This is a genomic window from Nostoc sp. DedQUE02 (assembly GCF_034531035.1).
In the GTDB taxonomy this organism is placed as follows: Bacteria; Cyanobacteriota; Cyanobacteriia; order Cyanobacteriales; family Nostocaceae; genus Nostoc.
In genome coordinates this window covers 68,343-87,964 of sequence record NZ_JAVRBY020000015.1, presented here as the reverse complement: position 1 = coordinate 87,964, position 19,622 = coordinate 68,343, and the positions used below count along the sequence as shown (strand labels likewise).

Here is a 19,622-nt window from a genome sequence, read left to right as displayed (position 1 = left end):
AATGCTCATTTCCTTATTTTAACTAAGCGTTCCCTTTGCTTTTTGCAATGATAGTTTCAGCTACGCTGCGAGGCACCTCTTCGTAGTGGCTGAACTCCATCGTGAAGGTACCCCGACCTTGCGTTTTTGACCGGATATCAGTGGCGTAGCCAAACATACTTGCCAGTGGAACTTTAGATGTTACCTTAGCAAGTCCCTTTTCGGTGCTTTGGCTTTCAATCTGCCCTCGGCGGGTGTTTAGGTCGCCAATGACGTTACCCATATAGTCTTCAGGAACTTCAACCTCAACTTTCATCATAGGCTCTAAGATGACAGGTGAAGCTTTCAGTACAGCTTCTTTCATCGCCATTGAACCAGCGATTTTGAAAGCCATTTCTGAAGAGTCTACATCGTGGTATGACCCATCAATTAACGTCGCTTTAACGTCAATCAACGGATATCCAGCTAGTACACCGGATTCGCAGCTTTCTTTCATTCCTTGTTCTGCAGGACCAACGTACTCTTTAGGTACTGAACCGCCGGCAATTTTGGAAACGAATTCAAAGCCACTACCGGGATCTCCAGGCTCCAAATTGATCACAACGTGACCGTATTGACCTTTACCACCACTTTGGCGGATGAATTTGCCCTCAACTTTATTCACAGCTTTCCGAATTGTTTCTCGGTAAGCTACTTGGGGCGCACCTACATTCGCTTCCACCTTGAATTCTCGTAACATCCGGTCTACTAGAATTTCTAGGTGTAACTCTCCCATCCCCGCGATCACGGTTTGGTTGGTTTCGGGATCAACGCGGACGCGGAAGGTGGGGTCTTCTTCTGAGAGAGATTGCAGAGCCTTGGACAGCTTGTCCATGTCGTTCTTGGTTTTGGGTTCAACCGCTACCGAGATCACAGGCTCAGGAATGAATAGAGATTCCAGAATTACTGGCGATCCTTCGTCACAGAGTGTGTCACCTGTCAATGTATCTTTCAATCCTAAAGCTGCTCCCAAATCGCCCGCTCTCAGTTCATCGACATCTTGCCGATCGTCTGCTTTCATAAGAACTAGGCGGGAAATCCGTTCTTTTTTATTCTTACTAGCGTTGAGAACGTAGCTGCCCTTTTTCAGGACACCAGAATAAACGCGAACAAATGTCAGGCGACCGTAAGGATCAGCCATAATCTTGAATGCCAGAGCAGCTAGGGGTTCGTCGTCATCAGCCCGCCGCTCAACAGTATCACCATTGGGTAGTAAGCCTTGAATTGGCGGTACTTCACTTGGCGCTGGCAAGTAATCGACAACAGCATCCAGCATCAACTGCACGCCTTTGTTTTTGAATGCTGAACCACAAAGTACTGGTACAATTGTCCCGTCAATTGTGCCTTTCCGCAGGGCTGTCCGAATTTCCTCTTCTGTAAGTTCTTCGCCATCGAAGTACTTAGTCATTAGAGCATCATCCGTTTCTGCTGCGGCTTCTACTAGCTTGGTACGGTATTCTTCTACCTGCGCTTGCAATTCTTCCGGGATATCAGTTTCCTGGATATCAGTACCTTGGTCGTTGGCGTAAATGTACGCACGTTGCCGTACTAGGTCAACGATACCTTGGAAGTCGTTTTCACTACCAATCGGTAGTTGAATCGCGATCGCATTCGCCCGCAGGCGATCACGGATTTGCTCGTGAACTTTATAAAAGTTCGCTCCGGTGCGATCCATCTTGTTGATAAAGGCTATCCGAGGAACTTTGTAGCGTTCTGCTTGCCGCCACACTGTCTCAGACTGCGGTTGCACGCCGCCCACAGAACAAAATACTGCGATTACACCATCTAACACGCGCATGGAACGCTCAACTTCAATTGTGAAGTCTACGTGACCCGGAGTATCGATAATGTTTATTTGATGATCTTTCCAACTGGTACTGATAGCAGCAGCAGTAATGGTGATTCCCCGCTCCCGCTCCTGCTCCATCCAGTCTGTGACGGCAGTTCCTTCATGAACTTCGCCAATTTTATGAATTATTCCAGAGTAAAATAATATTCTCTCTGTTGTTGTTGTTTTGCCCGCATCTATATGCGCCGCAATACCAATGTTGCGTACTTTCTCTAGCGGGATCGTGCGTGCCACAGCTACCTCCTATAGTTTTTGCCTCATGATATCTTGTATATTACTCTTTGTTAAGATTCTATACTTTTAGGGAAAACCGTCTTCTTTTTGTAAATCATACGATATACCGCTTCTTTCGGGCGATATATCGCTTTTCTACTTAGTAACGATAGTGTGCGAATGCTTTGTTAGCTTCCGCCATCCGGTGCGTTTCTTCACGTTTCCGAATTGCATTGCCAGTTTCGTTAGCAGCATCCATTAATTCATTTGCCAGTTTGCTTGCCATTGTCCGACCTGGTCTGGAGCGGGAATATTGCACTAACCAACGCAGTGCTAGGGTAGTACCCCGTTCTGTACGCACTTCCATTGGTACTTGGTAAGTTGCTCCACCAACTCGCCGAGCTTTTACTTCTACTAAAGGCGTGGCATTTCGCACTGCTCTTTCAAAGGTTTCTAAAGCACCAGCACCAGTGCGTTCTTCAATAGTTTTTAATGCATCATAAACAATCCGTGCGGCAAGTGATTTCTTGCCATGACGCATGATCCGCCTGATAATCATGCTCACAAGGCGACTGTTATATACAGAGTCAGACGGAACTGGGCGCCTTTGAATAACACCACGACGAGACATACTTCACCTTTAATTCGGAATTGGCAACGAAATTATATGCTATCAGACACCAGAAACTAAAAGCTGTGGAACTCAACCCTCAGACTTTCTCAATTTTGTTTTCGACTGTTGCAGCAAGGCTGACTTATTGACTGCCAATTTTGGATTAGAGTTTTTGGTAAATGTTCCGACCACAAGGATTGGAAAAAATCAAAAGTCTGTAAGCCTCATCCCCTTGTGGGTTCGACCAATCCAAAACCGCAAATCGCTCGACTGAGCGTAGTCGAAGTCTAAAATCTAAAATTCATTGACTTGCTAGCTGCAACTAAATACTCAAGGCGACAAGATTCCAAACTTTAATGTCCAGATTAGAATTCTGCTGTGGGTTACAGCGTTCTCCTCAGAACTGCTACACTTGCTCGCTTAGTGTAGGTGTGCTTGATTTTTTAAAAAGACTTGAGCAGCTTTCGTAACTGCTCTTAGTACACAGACCCTGATAGTTTTTTTGTCCTTGAGCGCTTGTAAGTTAGACGATTAATCGTCTTGGATGCGATTAATCGCCCAATTCTATTTTTTCGCTTCTTTCGGACGCTTGGTTCCATACTTGGAACGCCCTTGTTTACGGTCTTTGACTCCGGCTGTATCTAGGGTGCCACGGATAATGTGGTATCTCACGCCTGGTAGATCCTTAACCCGACCGCCACGAATCATCACAACTGAGTGTTCTTGTAAGTTGTGACCAATACCTGGAATATAAGCTGTGACTTCAAATCCAGAGGTAAGTCTAACTCTTGCTACTTTACGTAGAGCTGAGTTAGGCTTTTTTGGTGTGGTCGTGTATACTCTGGTACAAACTCCCCGACGTTGGGGGCATTGTTTCAAAGCCGGGGACTTGGTTTTCTGACGCGCTTGTTCGCGCTCGTTACGTATTAGCTGCTGTATTGTTGGCATGAGTTACAGCGCGTAAAGCTGCTTATATGTCTAAGTTTTAACAAATCCTGATTATATCGTTTTTTACGGTTTTATGTCAATTGTTATTTTTTCTTAGTGATTGACCAACGACCAATTACTAATGACTCAAGGAGAAGGAATTGCCACAGCCACAGGTGGCGATCGCCTGGGGATTGTGGAAGCGAAAACCACCACCCATTAAGTCTTCTGAATAATCAACTTTCAAACCGTTCAGGTAATTTAAGCTTGCGGCATCTATAACCACTTGAATCTCATCCAAGTCGAAAACCTGGTCGTCTACTTTTATTGCTTCATCGAAGGACATATCATAAAAGAACCCGGAACAACCACCTGGTTTTACTGCCAATCGAAACAAGACATTTGGCTGTTTGGACTTTATTCGCCCAATCTCACTTACGGCTGCTTGACTCAGATGAATCATGGAACTCGTTTTTTGCAATTGAATATCCCATCTTCCATTTTACAGATAGGTTGACTCTTGCTTGTGCAAAATTCCAAATCACCAAAGGCATGAGCGCGATCGTTATTACTACATTTATAACACTAACATGCTTCAGTCCCCACCTTGACTAGGTAGGGACTTCTGGGGTGTGGTAGTTCGTTTACAAAGACGGTTTACACAAAAATGTATTCAGCTTTAGGGTTAGAGCTTTAATAGCTTTCTTTTGGTTTTAATCTTTGGTACGGGCATAGTCATCTTGGTAGCGAATAATATCATCTTCTCCCAAGTATTCGCCATTTTGGACTTCAATCAATACCAAGGGGATCACGCCAGGATTCTCTAAACGATGAGATGTACATTGGGGTACATATGTTGACTCATTATTGCTCAGTAGTACTTCTTTCTCACCACAAACTACTCTAGCTGTACCAGAGACGACAATCCAATGTTCGCTGCGGTGATGGTGCATTTGTAGACTGAGGCGGTGTCCGGGCTTAACTTCGATGCGCTTAATTTTGTATCCGCGCCCTTCTTCTAAAACTGTAAAAGCACCCCAAGGACGTAATTCTGTTGCAGCAACGCCCCTGGAAGTTATGTTTGGAGGGAGGTGTAGAGTTTCAGTCTGTGTAGTTTCTTGATATCGAGCCATAGTTACCTCATTTGAAGACATAACAAACCGTTGGTACTCTTAATTATTGATAATAAAATTTGGCGCTATCTTGCAACCTTGGAAATCAGCAATTTTGTTGCACTTTGATAAACATAGCAAAATCAAACCTGATGGTGTAAACCATTACTACTAAAATTCTGATGTCTACACCAAGTCTTCATCAAGCAAAATGATAGGTTGTTCTAAACTTTAAAAAGTGGCTAGGGATCAGGGATTGGGGATTGGTAATTGAGTTTTTTCTCTATTCTCTGATTATCGTGGTTGCAGGAAAATACCAATTCCGTTGTGAACACGAGCTGCGGTACTGGGCGATCGATCGAGTAGTTGCCCTCCTAAATAAAGGCTGGTAGAACTACCGCCATCTAAATTTAGAGCATTCACACAGCCCATAAGTTGCATCAATTGGGCATGCTCTGCCAAATTAGGCCCATAACCGCCAACACGATTATGTGTGGCAGTAATCATCAGTGTGCCTGTTTCTGTCGTGCAAATACCACTACGAATAGCCTTTTCGGCAATAAAGGCGTTGCTGAATTTTTCACCTTTGGCATCAAGGACAATTTGACGATTTTGGACTAATAGCGGTCCAGCACCGATAATGTGGGGATAACGACTAAAATCAGCTGGAATAGTGGCGCTGGAAATACTTACTGCGCTTCCAATAGGTAGCTGGGAGGCAGCACTAGCAGCGTTAGCGCGTAAAGTTAGCAGGTAGCCATCCTGGGGAATGGGAATAGGCGTTTCACCAACTTTGCCGCCTGGTAACTGATTAGTAATTTGGTCTTTTTGTACCACTAAGATAATTTCGTTATCCGTCAACGGCGTGTAAGTCGATCCCCAAGCTGGGGTGTAACGAGCAATGCCACTTTGAATGTAACCACTATTGAGAAACAGAATTGGTAGGCGCTGGTCATTTGCCGTAATTAAAGTTTCTTCCAAGGTGAGACGACCAAAGTAAAATTGGCCTGAATTATTCCAAGCGATCGCACCTCGGTTAAGAATGGGGCCTGATAACCACTGATTATCCCGACGAATCGCACCCAATGGTAATTTATTATTACGGTTAAAATAACCACCATTAATTCCAGCTACTGCTAAGTAACGTTGGGCTGTTTGAATTAAAGGAGCAGTACCCGCAAGTCCATCAGGACTAGCCCACATAGGTTTCAATGTTAGCCCAAATTTGCGGGGATTAACTTCTAACCAGACTACCGGAAAGCGTTCTGTGCCTAAGTTGACATAATGCTGCCGCCAGTTTAATCCTGGGGCCCAAGTAATATCTCGTTCTTCTAGGGGATCGGGTCGAATATTGATAATCAGGCGATTGGGGTTATTTAAAGTACTAACTTGAGGCGATAGACCAAAGGGAACGCTCAGACTAATAATCGTTTGGTTTTTCACCACCTCTACTTTTTGAATCAGTGGTTCAGGGGTTGGGGCTGGTGCTGGTATTGGTTGTGTTGGTGTAACTGGTAATAATTGTTTGAGCAAGTTTGGCAACAATGTCGGTGGTGCTGACGGTGCTGCTGGTGGCTGGGGAGTATAGCGTTCTATCAAAACGGGATCGGCGATTCCATCCAGGGTAATTGTCCACTCTCGATTTGGTGGTGCAGTGGGTTTGGGAGTTGGCGTGTCTGGATCGGAGGATGGAGTTTGGGGTTTGGCGATCGCTGACCCTTGTACAACTTGCCAGGGAGTGGGACGATCTAAATTGACAAGAATCTGAGTCTGTTGCAAAGGGGTACTCGCTTCTGGTGGTTCCTGGCTTTGAACAATATTTGTGATTTGTGTTTTTGGGGTAGCAATCACCAAAATGTTGCCATTGGTTCGGATTTCCCATCCAGATGTTTGAGCAAAATTGCTAATATCCAGATAACGATATGCTCCTAGTAGTCTGGTGGATAAAACCAGTGGCGTTGTCACCGACGAAAACCACTGTATTGGTTGCTTCCCTGAATTACTACTGTTTAAGAAATTTACTCCAATTAATTGCCTGAATGCCCCATCACTGAGATGAGTTATCACCTGACCTGCTTTTGCAGGTCGCTGTAACCAAGTTCCTGGTAAAGTACGACCATTAAGGGAAATTTGATTACCAGAGGATGCCACACCTGGTAAAGGAGGTGCAGCTGACTGAGAAATTAATCTAGGTGTTGATTTGGTGGTTTTTGGGGATTCTTGGGCGTTGGCAGCACAAGTAGTCGTTAAGCACAGTACTGTTAAAAGTATTGGTGACACAGTAGCCCGGAAAAATCTGCAAACGCCAAGGGCGTTTGCAGAGCCATCACTAATCTCTGATTGGCAACAATTCGGCATTTTTACCATAATTTACTAGGTACTTTGGAAAACTATTACCCAAGGTTTAAACTAACCAATTATTTGGAAATATCAAGGAAACATGACTTTATTTTTGAATAAATATGGTAATCTATATATTGGCTACTTGTCTCTTTTAGACAAACATTAGACACACATTAATTTATTTAGACGCTAAAGCCACTGCAACCAAGTTTTTTAACTCCCAACTAATTTTAACCACACTATATACGGTAGTTTTGGTTATCAAAACTGGATTAAGATATTTAATCCTGCTGATCGTTGCTACTGTTATTACTTCAGTAATGTCTAGTTAATAGTAATACATGCGGCAACTGGTAAGCGGCAAAATTCTAGACAACAAAAATATTTGGGAATTGTCAAATGGGTATATATTGTAATACGCTGATTTTATTGCTGGATCGGGATAACCAAATAATTACTAATTCGTAATTCGTAATTCGTAATTAAAAGGGTACACCAGTTCAGACTCAATTTTTAATTCAATGATTAACAAAACAATGGAGGGTAGAACCCCTCACTGATTGCAACCACGAATTAAGGTAGCGTAGCGTAAAGCCTTTAGCATAGCTTCTCTAAGAAACGCAAGGCGACTGCTTAGAGTGAGTTCTTGATTGTCACGATCGATTACTAATTATCTGGGCTTTGGCTTAAAAAAATAGTGCAGCGTTCAGTTTTAGTTTTGTTTCAGGTGAGCCGAAATAGGCTCCATGAGTAGCTAGCGTGCATCTGGAAAAAGAAATTGAAAAAATACTTAGCTTCAAAATATAAAAAAGAAACTGTCAGGGCAAAAATAATGATGTCTTGGCGCAGGTAAGTTGTCTAACACCGCATAAATACATAAAAAATACGCAAACATTTTAACACGGGTTAACTAACAAAGTAAAACCGAAGTTAAAATTTTTTTTCCCTAAATTTCGGTGCTTATATATTTTTCCATCGCTGAATTTAGAAATTTTTTCCCACAGTGTAGTGGCAAAATTGGTAACTCAATACTTCAGGAACAGGGTATGAATAATAAACCGATGAATCAAGGCCAGAAAATCACAGCGAATATCAACTCAAGAGATACCTATCAGGGGCAAAAGTGGTTAGTAGAGGAACGAGATGCCTGTGGTGTAGGTTTTATTGCTCATCGCCAAAATCATACCAGCCACGAAATTGTCGAAAAAGCCTTAGCTGCTTTAACCTGCTTAGAACATCGGGGAGGTTGTAGCGCCGATCGCGACTCTGGTGATGGTGCTGGAGTTTTGACAGCAATCCCTTGGGAGTTGTTCCAACAAGACTTTGCCCAAAGAGGGAAGGAATTTCCATCTAGCGATCGCATAGCTGTGGGGATGATATTTCTACCACAAGACCAGCAAGCTGCACAACAAGCTAGGGTGACTGTTGAGCAAGTAGCTGCTGAAGAGAAATTAATTGTATTGGGTTGGCGAGTAGTACCAGTCCAATCTGATTTACTGGGGGTACAAGCAAGAGAAAATCAACCCCAGATTGAACAAGTTTTGCTAGCTTCCCTTGACAAAAGCGGTGATGAATTAGAACGGCAGTTGTACATTACCCGCCGCCGAATTAGTAAAGCTGCAACTAACATCTCAGAAGAATTTTATATCTGTTCGTTGTCAAGTCGCACAATTGTCTACAAAGGCATGGTGCGTTCTGCTGTCTTGGGCAGCTTTTATGACGATTTAAAAAATCCAGCTTATAAAAGCGCCTTTGCTGTTTATCACCGCCGCTTTAGTACCAATACCATGCCCAAGTGGCCCCTAGCGCAACCAATGAGGCTTTTGGGTCACAACGGCGAAATCAATACCTTATTGGGTAACATCAACTGGATGATGGCACGAGAAGCGAGCCTGAATCATCCTGTATGGGGCGATCGCATCCAGGAACTTAAACCATTAGTTCATATTGATAACAGCGACTCAGCTACCCTAGACAACGTAGTGGAATTGCTGGTTTGCTCTGGACGCAGCCCCTTGGAAGCTTTAATGATTATGGTTCCAGAGGCTTACCAAAATCAGCCTTCTTTACGTGAATTTCCCGAAATTGTTGATTTCTACGAATATTACAGTGGTTTGCAAGAAGCTTGGGACGGGCCAGCACTTTTAGTATTCAGCGATGGCAAAAAAGTTGGTGCAACTCTAGATCGTAATGGTTTAAGACCAGCTCGTTACGCGATCACCAAAGATGATTACATTGTTGTAGCTTCCGAAGCTGGGGTGGTGGATTTCCCAGAAGCCGATATTGTCGAGAAAGGTAGACTCGGCCCAGGGCAAATGATTGCCGTGGATTTAGAAAATCATGAAGTACTGAAGAATTGGGATATTAAGAGGCGCATCGCCAAGCAGCACCCTTATGGAGAATGGCTGCAACAGCACCGTCAAGAATTAAAGTCATTGGTCATTAGTCATCCGTCATTAGCAAATGGCAATGGCAAAGGACAATTGACAAATGACCCAGAACAATTGACTATTGACAAGCAAAACTTACTTCAGCGTCAAACTGCCTTTGGCTACACCACAGAAGATGTAGAAATGGTGATTCACCCAATGGCGATCGCCGGTTCAGAACCGACTTTCTGCATGGGTGATGATATTCCTTTAGCGGTGCTGTCACAAAAGCCTCACCTGCTTTATGACTATTTCAAACAGCGCTTTGCTCAGGTGACGAACCCAGCGATCGATCCCCTGCGGGAAAAGCTAGTGATGTCTCTGAAAGTTGAACTGGGCGAACGGGGTAACTTATTAGAACCGAAACCAGAATATGCTCGGAGATTGAAGCTTGAATCACCAGTGTTAACTGATAGTGAATTAGAGGCGATTAAGCTGTCAGGATTTGCCACGGCTGAGTTATCAACCTTGTTTGCGATCGCTAATGGCCCAGAAGGACTGAAAGCCGCAGTGCAATCTTTACAAGCACAAGCAGCTGAGTCAGTCCGGGCAGGTGCAAAGATTTTAATATTAAGCGATCAAGCTAATGACAGTCTCAACACAGAATATACCTACATTCCTCCCCTATTAGCAGTGGGTGCAGTGCATCACCATCTGATTCGTGAGGGGTTGCGAATGAAAACATCCCTGATTGTCAATACTGCTCAATGCTGGAGTACCCATCACTTTGCTTGTCTGATTGGCTATGGTGCTGGCGCAGTTTGTCCTTACATGGCTTTAGATACGGTGCGTGATTGGTGGTCCGATCCCAAAACTCAAAAATTAATGGGCGTGCAAAAAATTCCCACCCTCACGTTAGAACAAGCTTTAGGAAACTATTGCAAAGCAGTAGAGTCAGGTTTGCTGAAAATTCTCTCCAAAATGGGAATTTCTCTGCTCTCCAGCTATCAAGCAGCCCAAATCTTTGAAGCTATTGGCATTGGTGGAGATTTAATCGACCTGGGATTTTGTGGGACGACTTCCCGCATCGGTGGTTTGAGCGTTACCGAACTTGCTGATGAAGTGCTTTCCTTCCACGTCAAAGCTTTCCCAGAACTAACGACCAAGAAGTTAGAAAACCTGGGCTTTGTGCAGTACCGTCCTGGCGGCGAGTACCACATGAATAGCCCCGAAATGGTTAAGGCGCTGCATAAGGCTCTAGATGACAAAAACTACGATCACTACGAAGTTTATAAAAAGCACCTCCAAGGCAGACCAGTAACAGCCTTGCGAGATTTGCTGGATTTCCAAGGCGATCGCCCGTCGGTTCCTCTAGAAGAAGTGGAATCGGTATATGAAATAGTCAAGCGTTTCTGCACCGGTGGCATGTCTCTAGGCGCTTTGTCAAGAGAAGCCCACGAAACTTTAGCGATCGCCATGAACCGCATTGGTGGTAAATCAAATTCTGGAGAAGGCGGCGAAGATCCAGTGCGCTACACAGTTCTAGATGATGTAGACGAGTCTGGTCACTCGCCAACCCTACCTCATTTAAAAGGATTGCGAAATGGCGATATAGCTCATAGTGCCATTAAGCAAGTTGCATCGGGACGCTTTGGTGTCACCCCAGAGTACCTAGTTAACGCCAAACAAATTGAAATCAAAATTGCCCAAGGTGCCAAGCCTGGGGAAGGTGGACAACTGCCAGGGCCCAAGGTGAGCCAATACATTGCGATGTTAAGACGCTCCAAACCAGGTGTGACGCTGATATCGCCACCACCGCACCACGATATTTATTCGATTGAAGACTTAGCACAATTGATTTTTGATCTGCACCAAATTAATCCCAAAGCAAAGGTGTCGGTGAAGCTAGTTGCAGAAGTTGGCATTGGCACGATCGCGGCTGGTGTAGCCAAGGCCAACGCTGATATTATCCAAATTTCTGGTCATGATGGTGGTACAGGTGCATCGCCACTCAGTTCGATTAAACACGCTGGTTCGCCGTGGGAATTGGGTTTAAGTGAAGTGCATCGCGTCTTGATGGAAAATGGCTTGCGCGATCGCGTGATTTTACGCGTAGATGGCGGACTCAAGAGTGGTTGGGATGTGGTAATAGGTGCATTGATGGGCGGTGAAGAATTCGGTTTCGGCTCCATCGCCATGATTGCTGAAGGCTGTATTATGGCGAGAGTTTGCCACATGAATACCTGTCCTGTGGGTGTTGCTACTCAGAAAGAAGAACTCCGCAAGCGGTTTAGGGGAATGCCGGAACAAGTTGTCAACTTCTTTTACTTCATTGCCGAAGAAGTGCGTAGTTTGTTAGCCAGACTTGGCTACCGTTCTTTGTCAGAAATCATTGGACGTGCAGATTTATTAAAACTGCGCCCAGAGGTAAATCTCACCAAAACGCGATCGCTAAATCTTGACTGTTTACTTCAGCTACCAAATAGCAGAGACAATCGTAGCTGGTTGGTGCATGAAGAAGTTCACAGCAACGGTGTGGTTTTAGATGACAAGTTCCTTGCCGATCCTGACATTCAGGCTGCTATTAGGGATCAGTCTACTGTCACCAAGACTTACCCAATTATCAATACTGACAGAACAGTGGGCACAAGATTAGCAGGTGCGATCGCTTCTCAATATGGTGACAGTGGCTTTGAAGGACAAATTAATCTCAACTTTACAGGTAGTGTTGGGCAAAGCTTTGGTGCTTTCAACCTCCCAGGCATAATTCTCAGCCTAGAAGGAGAAGCAAACGACTATGTAGGTAAAGGAATGCATGGTGGTGAAATCATCATCAAACCTCCAACAGATGCTACCTATAACGCAGCACAAAACGTGATAGTTGGCAATACCTGCCTTTATGGTGCTACTGGTGGCATGTTATTTGCCAACGGTCTAGCAGGAGAACGCTTTGCTGTGAGAAACTCCAAAGGCATCGCAGTGATTGAAGGTGCTGGGGATCACTGCTGTGAATACATGACAGGTGGTGTGATTGTCGTACTCGGCAAAGTAGGACGTAACGTAGCTGCTGGAATGACTGGTGGACTGGCATACTTCTTAGATGAAAACGACTCATTTCGTGAGTTAGTCAACCCAGAAATTGTCAAAATCCAGCGCGTGATTACCGAAGTAGGTGCAAAGCAACTGCAAGAATTAATCCAAAATCATGCAGAACGTACTGGTTCACCAAAGGCGAAGAAAATTCTGCAAAACTGGCAAGAATTTTTACCGAAATTCTGGCAGTTAGTTCCGCCTTCTGAAGCTGATAGTCCAGAAGCCAATCCTGAAAAAACAACTGAGTTCAGTTTAGTAAGCAGTCATTAGTAACTGTAACCGTTCTCATACTCTCCTTTAAGCTATTCTCCCGCAGAAGAAGCTGCACAAACAGGTACTCTGCGAAAACCCGGATGGCCAAAGCACCCACCTGAATTTCTGACTTTTCACGGAATATGGAAAACCCCTCTCCCAACCTCTCCCCTACAAGGAGAGAGGCTTTGATTTCTCCCCCTTCCCTTGTAGGGAAGGGGACTGGGGGGTTAGGTTTTCCGTTGGCTTTTTCACATGGCGTGAAAACTCAGCCTGAATTTACCCCTTAAAAAGAGCGTAGAGAGAAAAATATATTCCCCCTTTTTTAGGGGAATACTCACAGATAGACTTTAGACTCAGAACACCAAAGTGACTGAGCAATCAAATCTTGGGAAAGTCCAAGTAATAAAGTCGAGATCAGCACTATTCTGAAATCTACCTAATTGCGTATAGAAGGTATTATCTAAATACTGGTAAGCTGACATATAAATATATATTTTTAAGCAAGTAAGATTTGTCTATCAAAATGCTTATAGAACAGCAAGCTCCCGAACGCAAAAGTTCTGAAGAAGAACGTTTCCAAAATGATTATTTTTCCTACTTTGAATCTCCTGAAAATACTACCCGATACACACCATCAGTTTGGTATCTCGATCAAGCTTTTAAGCAACGTTCATTCTCTTTATTAGATTTAGGATGTGGCAATGGGGCTTTGAACAAATATTTACCTGAGCGATGTAACTACCTTGGCATAGATCACAGTGAAGCTGCAATTGAGTATTGTTCAAAAATATACCCCAAGCAGAACTTTACTTGCAAAAATTTCTCCCTAGCACTGCCAGAATTAGCTTCAGAAAATCAGAAATTTGATGCCGTCGTCCTATCTGGCTTGCTATTTCATAATGTTGACAAGGAAACACTAGAACAAAATAACGATCAAGAACTCGTTAAATTCTGTTTAGACAAACTAATAAGCGACAAAGGATATTTGGTGCTTATTGTACCTTTTGCTTATGGCGATCATCCATCTCATAATCTGTATGTTCGAGCAGAATGGCTGCAAAAGTTGGTAGAAACATTGCTGAAAGCTTTAAAAGCAAAAATTGTTTACGAGAATATTTCCCTACAAATTGGCTTGGACAAAAAGGTTCGACAGCAAAATACTACTCCTGACTGGTTTGTTCCCGATAGCACTACTGACTATTCCAACAAGTACGCTGGAACATATATGGCAACTTGGACAGTTATTGCTTCTGCATCACTGGGTTAAGCTGTTATTTGAATAACCAGATTATTCATCAACTTAACAGTTGATTTATTTTTTAGTTTTGCACCAGTAACTGGTCTAAAATGAAATCACAAATAATGAATTCTAACTAAAAAATATAATTTTATTAGTTGCTAGCTAATTACTATTGACCGATTAGCCCTAATTATTAATTATTGCTTTTTGTTAGCAACTAGCTTTTGGTCTTTATCTTGAATTTCTAAAAGTTCTGGAATAGTCACAAAGCGATAGCCTTGCTTTTTAAAGTTGCTAATAATTTCTGGTAAAGCTTGCACAGTTCTAGAACGGTTTCCACCACCATCATGCATTAGCACAATCCCACCAGGTTTTGAATCTTTAATCACGTTATTAATCAACTTTGGTACAGCTGGTAACTTGTAGTCTGTAGAGTCAGCCGACCACATCACCACAGTATACTTTTGACCTTTAGCATAAGCAGCTAATCCATTGTGCAACATACCACCAGGTGGTCGGAAGAGATTTGTTTTAGCACCTGTAATTTGATAAATTAGGTCTGTTGTGCGATCTATTTCAAAAGCAGCTGCTTGTTGATTAAAAAAGTGATACCAGTGATGCCAAGTATGGTTAGCAATGACGTGACCTTGAGCAACAATCTGCCTTCCTAACTCTGGATAATTTTTCAGGTTCTGACCGACAACAAAAAACGTCCCTTTGATATTATTTGATTTCAGGATATCTAGTACTTGCTCTGTAGTCTGAGGCCAAGGGCCATCATCAAAGGTGAGAGCAATCACTTTCTCGCCCTGAGTCAGTTTTGCCGATTCAATTATTGCCCCTTGAAAACGTGATGGTACAGGGTAGGCTAGTCCCTTTGTTTGTGCTTGTTGCTGCCAACTTGTAAGCATCGCTGCCTTTAATTTCTCAATGCGCTGCTGAGTTCCTGCATTTGCAGCTATATCCTTGACATTTATACTTTGTTTACTCTGAGCCTCCGAAGCATTTGGCCTTAGAAGCATCATGAAAGCAAGGCTAAAAACACCACATAAGGCAAGCAGCGCAATTAATATTCCTTCTGGCCACAAAAACGACTTATTGTTTTCCACCTCATAGCTCCTTCAAAGATCGAACCATCAACCACGGTTATGACGGTACGTCATAGCACATTTTTTTTAGATATTTTAGATATAGTTGCTTTCTGGTAATCCCGAAAATTGTAATTGGGACTAACAGAAATTTATAATCTGAGAATATGACCAGACTTTCTGACAAAAATGCTGTATAATTTACAACTTGGTAAATTATTTGATTAACACACAAAACTATTTACAAGGAGCAGGGTATCTTTCAAAAAAAAGTCTAGTAAACTATTAGTTTTATTCTTGATAAAATATATTCTACTGCCTGCTGCCATTGCTTCCTTTTTAAGAAAAAGTTAAATTTTCAACTGACTAATGTTACCCTATACTTTCTCTGAGATACACAGACGAAAATTGATTCAATATAGTTTCTCATTGCCAAGGGGCACTTATTCGTTAATCTAGATATTTTTGAATCATTTAGCAAAAATAGTTCTATCAACAGCTTAGTTCTCTTTCAGATGCTGATACTTTAGCCGAAATTACTACTAGCTTTCTGTGTGTTAATGTTTTTCTCGATAATTCAGGATATTTATATCTTATTAATAGTACAGTTTAATATGCACTGTCACCGTGTAATTACGGATTTTAATCGCATATCTTAATATATAAGTAGGTTGTTAAAATTACAATAGTGTGCTATTCATCTATTCAAGCATTAAATTCTCGATTAAATGTAATATTTTTTACTAAAAACATTTAGTTAGGCAACTTAGCGTATTTAAAATTACATATATTCAGGTTTATTTTATGTAACATCACTTAATAATATCAATCAAAATATATTTTCTTGCAATTCAACTTCCAGCAAGACTGTCCTCTGCCTTTTTTCGGCAAAGTGAGGTAGATATTGTCAAACATAGGGTAAAATATTTTGCTACTCAATGACCAATTTTCTGTTTCAAGAGAAAACCGACTTACTTTATCGCTCTAACAGTCGATAATTAGCTTTTTCAGCAAGAGGAAATAAAACTGAGAGTTATCTCATAAGTTGTCTTATAATTACAGCAATTAGAATTATGATTTTTAATTATCTATTTAGCAATCTTAAACATTAGCTTATATTTCCTTAGACAGGTCATAGTTTGTTTAGAATACTTCTGATTATCTTTAGTAGATAGCATAAGTGTATTATTTAATATCTGTATAGTTTGACGCTAAACCCAACTTTCCTATTAATATACCTTTTGAGTCAAAATAATCAAGGTATTTGTCTCACTTATTAAACTGGCTAGAAACTTTTATGATTCCTCACGAAAGTGATGCAAAAGAAGAGCGTGCGTCGTTAAAAGTATGGCGTAGTTGGCGAGAAAATCTGATTTTAATTGCGATCGCACTGTGTTTGGCATTCCTGATTAGGACTTTTATCGCCGAACCCCGCTATATACCTTCTGACTCGATGTTACCCACCTTACATACAGGCGATCGTTTGGTAGTTGAAAAAATATCCTACCATTTTCACCCTCCCATAACTGGCGATATTATTGTTTTTCAGCCACCCGCAGAACTACAACGTCGAGGATATCCCAAAGACCAAGCGTTTATCAAGCGAGTTATTGGCCAGCCTGGTGAGGTAATTAGTGTTGCTTCTGGTAAAGTATACCTCAACGGCCAACCCTTGGCAGAAGACTATATCGCTGAACCTCCAAACCAGCCATATCAAGCAGTAAAAGTCCCAGAAGACGAGTTTTTTGTTATGGGAGATAATCGCAACGATAGTAATGACTCTCGCTATTGGGGCTTTTTACCCAGAAAAAATGTCATCGGCCGAGCAGCGTTTCGCTTTTGGCCTCTTGACCGCATTGGGTTTATTTAATCAATTTTGGATTTTAGATTTTGGATGGAAAGAAAAATCCAAAATTGTCAAAGTTAGGAGTTATTTTAAGACTTCTAACTTAAAACCTCAAATAATACATAATCTGGGCGATCGCATCACCAGTTAACTCCAGCCGTCGCTGGAAATCAGCCAGGTGACGGTAAGGCCCGGCTGATTGCCGATTTTGCACCACTGCTTGCGCCAGAGACAAATCTATAAATGGAATTTGTGCTAATTTTTCAACGGTTGCGATGTTCGGGTTAACTAAATCGGTAGGATTTTCTAAGGATTCGTGGTCATAGTAAATAAAATTCAGTAGAGGCTTTAATGGCTCTAGGCGCGGCGCTGGTATACCCAAAGCCGCAGCGATATCTTCAATACAGTAAAATTTCACACCCGAATGTGAAAGTTCTACAAGCGATCGCGCTTGGTGAATTGACAACCCTGGTAGGCGTAACCAATCATCTACAGTGGCTTGATTAGCATCAATGCGGATACCTAATTGGGCCGCTATTTTAATTTCTTCTCCAGATTGTAGGCGATAGTAGGGATCGTTGAGCAGCTTGGCGCGAAGTTTTTGCAGTCTGGAATTTAAAGGTAGCCAGTTATTCATGATTGTCGCTTACCTCAAGAAATCTGGTCTAGCAATTGGCGGCGCTTTTGCTCAAATTCATACTCTGAAATTAGTCCATCCTGGCGCAGAGCATCTAATTCTCGCATTGCGTCAGCGATCGCTCCTACCTGATTAATCACCTTTTGTGAGTTCTTTGCTGCGGACTTGCCTAGATTAAAATTACGATCAAAAGCTTCTTCGTCTTGGGCTAAATACCAAACTCCCTCAATCGCACTAGCTACCTTGGGAATAGGTGTCCAAGAAAGCAACACATACAAAACACCCCATAACGGCTGTCCCAAATAGAATTTATGTAATCCTGAAATTGTCAGCGTGCCAGAAAAAGCTAAAACAGCAGCAACACTTCGGCTTTTGCGCTTAGTCAACATATTTCTAATAAATATACGAATACCATAGTTCCTACAATAAGACAGCCAAAAGGCACACAGACAATTCATCCCTAACTAAATCTTCCCAATCCCAATCCCCTGTTCCCAGTCTCCAATCCCCAATTTGAAGAAATTTGAGTAAGTTTCACATGACCCTACATTCAGCTTTGATGTTAATTTTAAGTTTTTAACGGATCGGATTACTACGATGTCACAGACCTTCCTACCGCCAGAATGGCTTAAACAGCTTTGTGATCCTTACGCTGTGCTAGGAATTTCTGTGAGTGCTGACGATCGCCAGATTTTTAAACGCTATCACACTTTAGCAAAACTGCTACATCCTGATCGCTATGCTAAAAGCTGCAATCCAGACCAAAAATTAGCAACGGCAATACTGAGCTATTTAATCAATCCAGCTTACGAACAACTCAAACATCGACACAAGCGCTTGGTTGCTATCGCCATGCTGCGATCGGACGCAAGAGTGTTACAACAGCAAGCTTTGTATGGGCAAAGTGCCATAGCTGAGGAAATTATGGAAATGTCTGCACCCCAAGCAGAATTATTTTATGAAGAAGCGATCGCCTGCTATGCAGAAGCTCAATACAAATCACTAGATCAGTTTTATCAAGTTACACAACAAATTCGGATACTGAATTTAGTTTACTTACAGTTGTATAAACCTGATTTATTCCTACCACAAAAAGCTGTTCGGATCATTCCTGAAGTAGAAGTTAAGCCAATTGGTTTGACATTAAATGAAAAAACTAATGTCAAACCAGTTTTGACAAACTACGCTCAACGTCACTACCAGCGAGCGATTGAGTACGTCAGGCTCGAAAACTGGGTACTAGCCGTGCAAGAACTGCGCGATGCCATCAAGTTAGAGCCAAATAACAGCGATTATTATGCCTTATTAGGTTTAGTACATCTAAAACAGAAATTTATCGGGATGGCCAGGGTTTACATCCGCCAAGCATTAAAACTTAACCCGCAAGATTCACTAGCTCTAAAATATGCTCCCGGACTGAAAATTCAATCGGGTGAAAACACTAATCCTAAATCAATGGCTAAAGCTCTGAGTATTGCAGCTTTATTAAGTCGATTTCACAAGAGTAAACATTCTCAAGTCAAGTGTTGAAATTTCGGTAACAAACCGTACTAAAACCGAAGCTTCGTGACTAGATTACTCTCCTAGACTAAAATAATAAATAGAAGTAAAACTATTAAGCTACTGGGTCTGGGCGCTCAGTTTAATATAAGCAATATGGGATTCTTCGATTCTGAAATAGTTCAGCAAGAAGCAAAACAGCTGTTTGAAGATTATCAAGCGCTGATCAAACTTGGCAACGGCTACGGCAAATTTGACCGCGAGGGCAAAAAGCTGTTTATTGAGCAAATGGAAACCATGATGGATCGATACCGCATCTTTATGAAGCGCTTCGAGTTATCAGAAGATTTCATGGCGCAAATGACAGTAGAACAACTGAAGACACAATTAGGTCAGTTTGGTGTCACCCCGCAACAAATGTTTGACCAAATGCACCTCACTTTAGAACGGATGAAAGCCGAGCTAGAAAAACAGCCCTAATCAATTTTGGATTTTGGATTTTGGATTGGCAATTAATCC

At 42.2% G+C, this 19,622-nt stretch carries 14 protein-coding genes; 5 read left to right on the top strand and 9 right to left on the bottom strand.

Annotated features, from left to right (window positions below):
• Positions 1 to 22: 22 nt before the first annotated feature.
• The 6 genes from fusA to RMX98_RS14710 form a co-directional block, all read right to left on the bottom strand.
• Positions 23 to 2,101 (bottom strand): elongation factor G, encoded by a 2,079-nt coding sequence (fusA, locus tag RMX98_RS14735; protein WP_322681101.1) that lies wholly within the window; start codon positions 2,099 to 2,101, stop codon positions 23 to 25.
• 139 nt (positions 2,102 to 2,240) lie between these two features.
• A complete protein-coding gene (rpsG, locus tag RMX98_RS14730) occupies positions 2,241 to 2,711 on the bottom strand; it encodes a 30S ribosomal protein S7 (protein WP_069070112.1) in 471 nt (156 codons plus the stop codon).
• Between the two features lie 546 nt (positions 2,712 to 3,257).
• A complete protein-coding gene (gene rpsL, locus RMX98_RS14725) occupies positions 3,258 to 3,641 on the bottom strand; it encodes a 30S ribosomal protein S12 (RefSeq protein ID WP_012410236.1) in 384 nt (127 codons plus the stop codon).
• A 118-nt stretch (positions 3,642 to 3,759) separates the two neighbouring features.
• A complete protein-coding gene (locus tag RMX98_RS14720) occupies positions 3,760 to 4,083 on the bottom strand; it encodes an iron-sulfur cluster assembly accessory protein (protein WP_322681100.1) in 324 nt (107 codons plus the stop codon).
• 250 nt (positions 4,084 to 4,333) lie between these two features.
• Positions 4,334 to 4,753 (bottom strand): cupin domain-containing protein, encoded by a 420-nt coding sequence (locus RMX98_RS14715; RefSeq protein WP_104907515.1) that lies wholly within the window; start codon positions 4,751 to 4,753, stop codon positions 4,334 to 4,336.
• Positions 4,754 to 5,026: 273 nt separating this feature from the next.
• Entirely contained in the window at positions 5,027 to 7,099 is a 2,073-nt protein-coding gene (locus RMX98_RS14710) for a phosphodiester glycosidase family protein (RefSeq protein WP_409881141.1), read from the bottom strand.
• Between the two features lie 1,022 nt (positions 7,100 to 8,121).
• Between RMX98_RS14710 and gltB the strand changes: the two genes are divergently transcribed.
• Both gltB and RMX98_RS14700 read left to right on the top strand, forming a co-directional pair.
• Positions 8,122 to 12,807 (top strand): glutamate synthase large subunit, encoded by a 4,686-nt coding sequence (gene gltB / locus RMX98_RS14705; protein ID WP_322681098.1) that lies wholly within the window; start codon positions 8,122 to 8,124, stop codon positions 12,805 to 12,807.
• Positions 12,808 to 13,303: 496 nt separating this feature from the next.
• Positions 13,304 to 14,059 carry a class I SAM-dependent methyltransferase gene (locus tag RMX98_RS14700; RefSeq protein ID WP_322681097.1) on the top strand — a complete coding sequence of 252 codons (756 nt, stop codon included), beginning with the start codon at positions 13,304 to 13,306 and terminating at the stop codon, positions 14,057 to 14,059.
• A 170-nt stretch (positions 14,060 to 14,229) separates the two neighbouring features.
• Here the strand turns inward: RMX98_RS14700 and RMX98_RS14695 are convergent, their stop codons facing one another.
• Positions 14,230 to 15,141, bottom strand: a complete 912-nt coding sequence (locus RMX98_RS14695) for a polysaccharide deacetylase family protein (protein WP_322681096.1) — start codon at positions 15,139 to 15,141, stop codon at positions 14,230 to 14,232.
• A gap of 1,276 nt (positions 15,142 to 16,417) precedes the next feature.
• Between RMX98_RS14695 and lepB the strand changes: the two genes are divergently transcribed.
• Complete coding sequence (gene lepB / locus RMX98_RS14690) at positions 16,418 to 16,990, top strand: signal peptidase I (protein WP_322681095.1); 573 nt, start codon at positions 16,418 to 16,420, stop codon at positions 16,988 to 16,990.
• 79 nt (positions 16,991 to 17,069) lie between these two features.
• On the opposite strand, the gene RMX98_RS14685 is transcribed toward lepB, so the two are convergent.
• Both RMX98_RS14685 and RMX98_RS14680 read right to left on the bottom strand, forming a co-directional pair.
• On the bottom strand, positions 17,070 to 17,603 hold the full coding sequence (locus RMX98_RS14685; RefSeq protein ID WP_322681094.1) for a ComEA family DNA-binding protein: 534 nt from the start codon (positions 17,601 to 17,603) through the stop codon (positions 17,070 to 17,072).
• Positions 17,604 to 17,617: 14 nt separating this feature from the next.
• Positions 17,618 to 17,992, bottom strand: a complete 375-nt coding sequence (locus RMX98_RS14680) for an NINE protein (protein ID WP_322681093.1) — start codon at positions 17,990 to 17,992, stop codon at positions 17,618 to 17,620.
• A 208-nt stretch (positions 17,993 to 18,200) separates the two neighbouring features.
• Here RMX98_RS14680 and RMX98_RS14675 point away from each other — a divergent pair, with 208 nt between their 5' ends.
• Positions 18,201 to 19,133, top strand: a complete 933-nt coding sequence (locus RMX98_RS14675) for a J domain-containing protein (protein WP_322681092.1) — start codon at positions 18,201 to 18,203, stop codon at positions 19,131 to 19,133.
• A 126-nt stretch (positions 19,134 to 19,259) separates the two neighbouring features.
• Positions 19,260 to 19,583 (top strand): DUF1825 family protein, encoded by a 324-nt coding sequence (locus RMX98_RS14670; protein WP_322681091.1) that lies wholly within the window; start codon positions 19,260 to 19,262, stop codon positions 19,581 to 19,583.
• Positions 19,584 to 19,622: the final 39 nt, after the last annotated feature.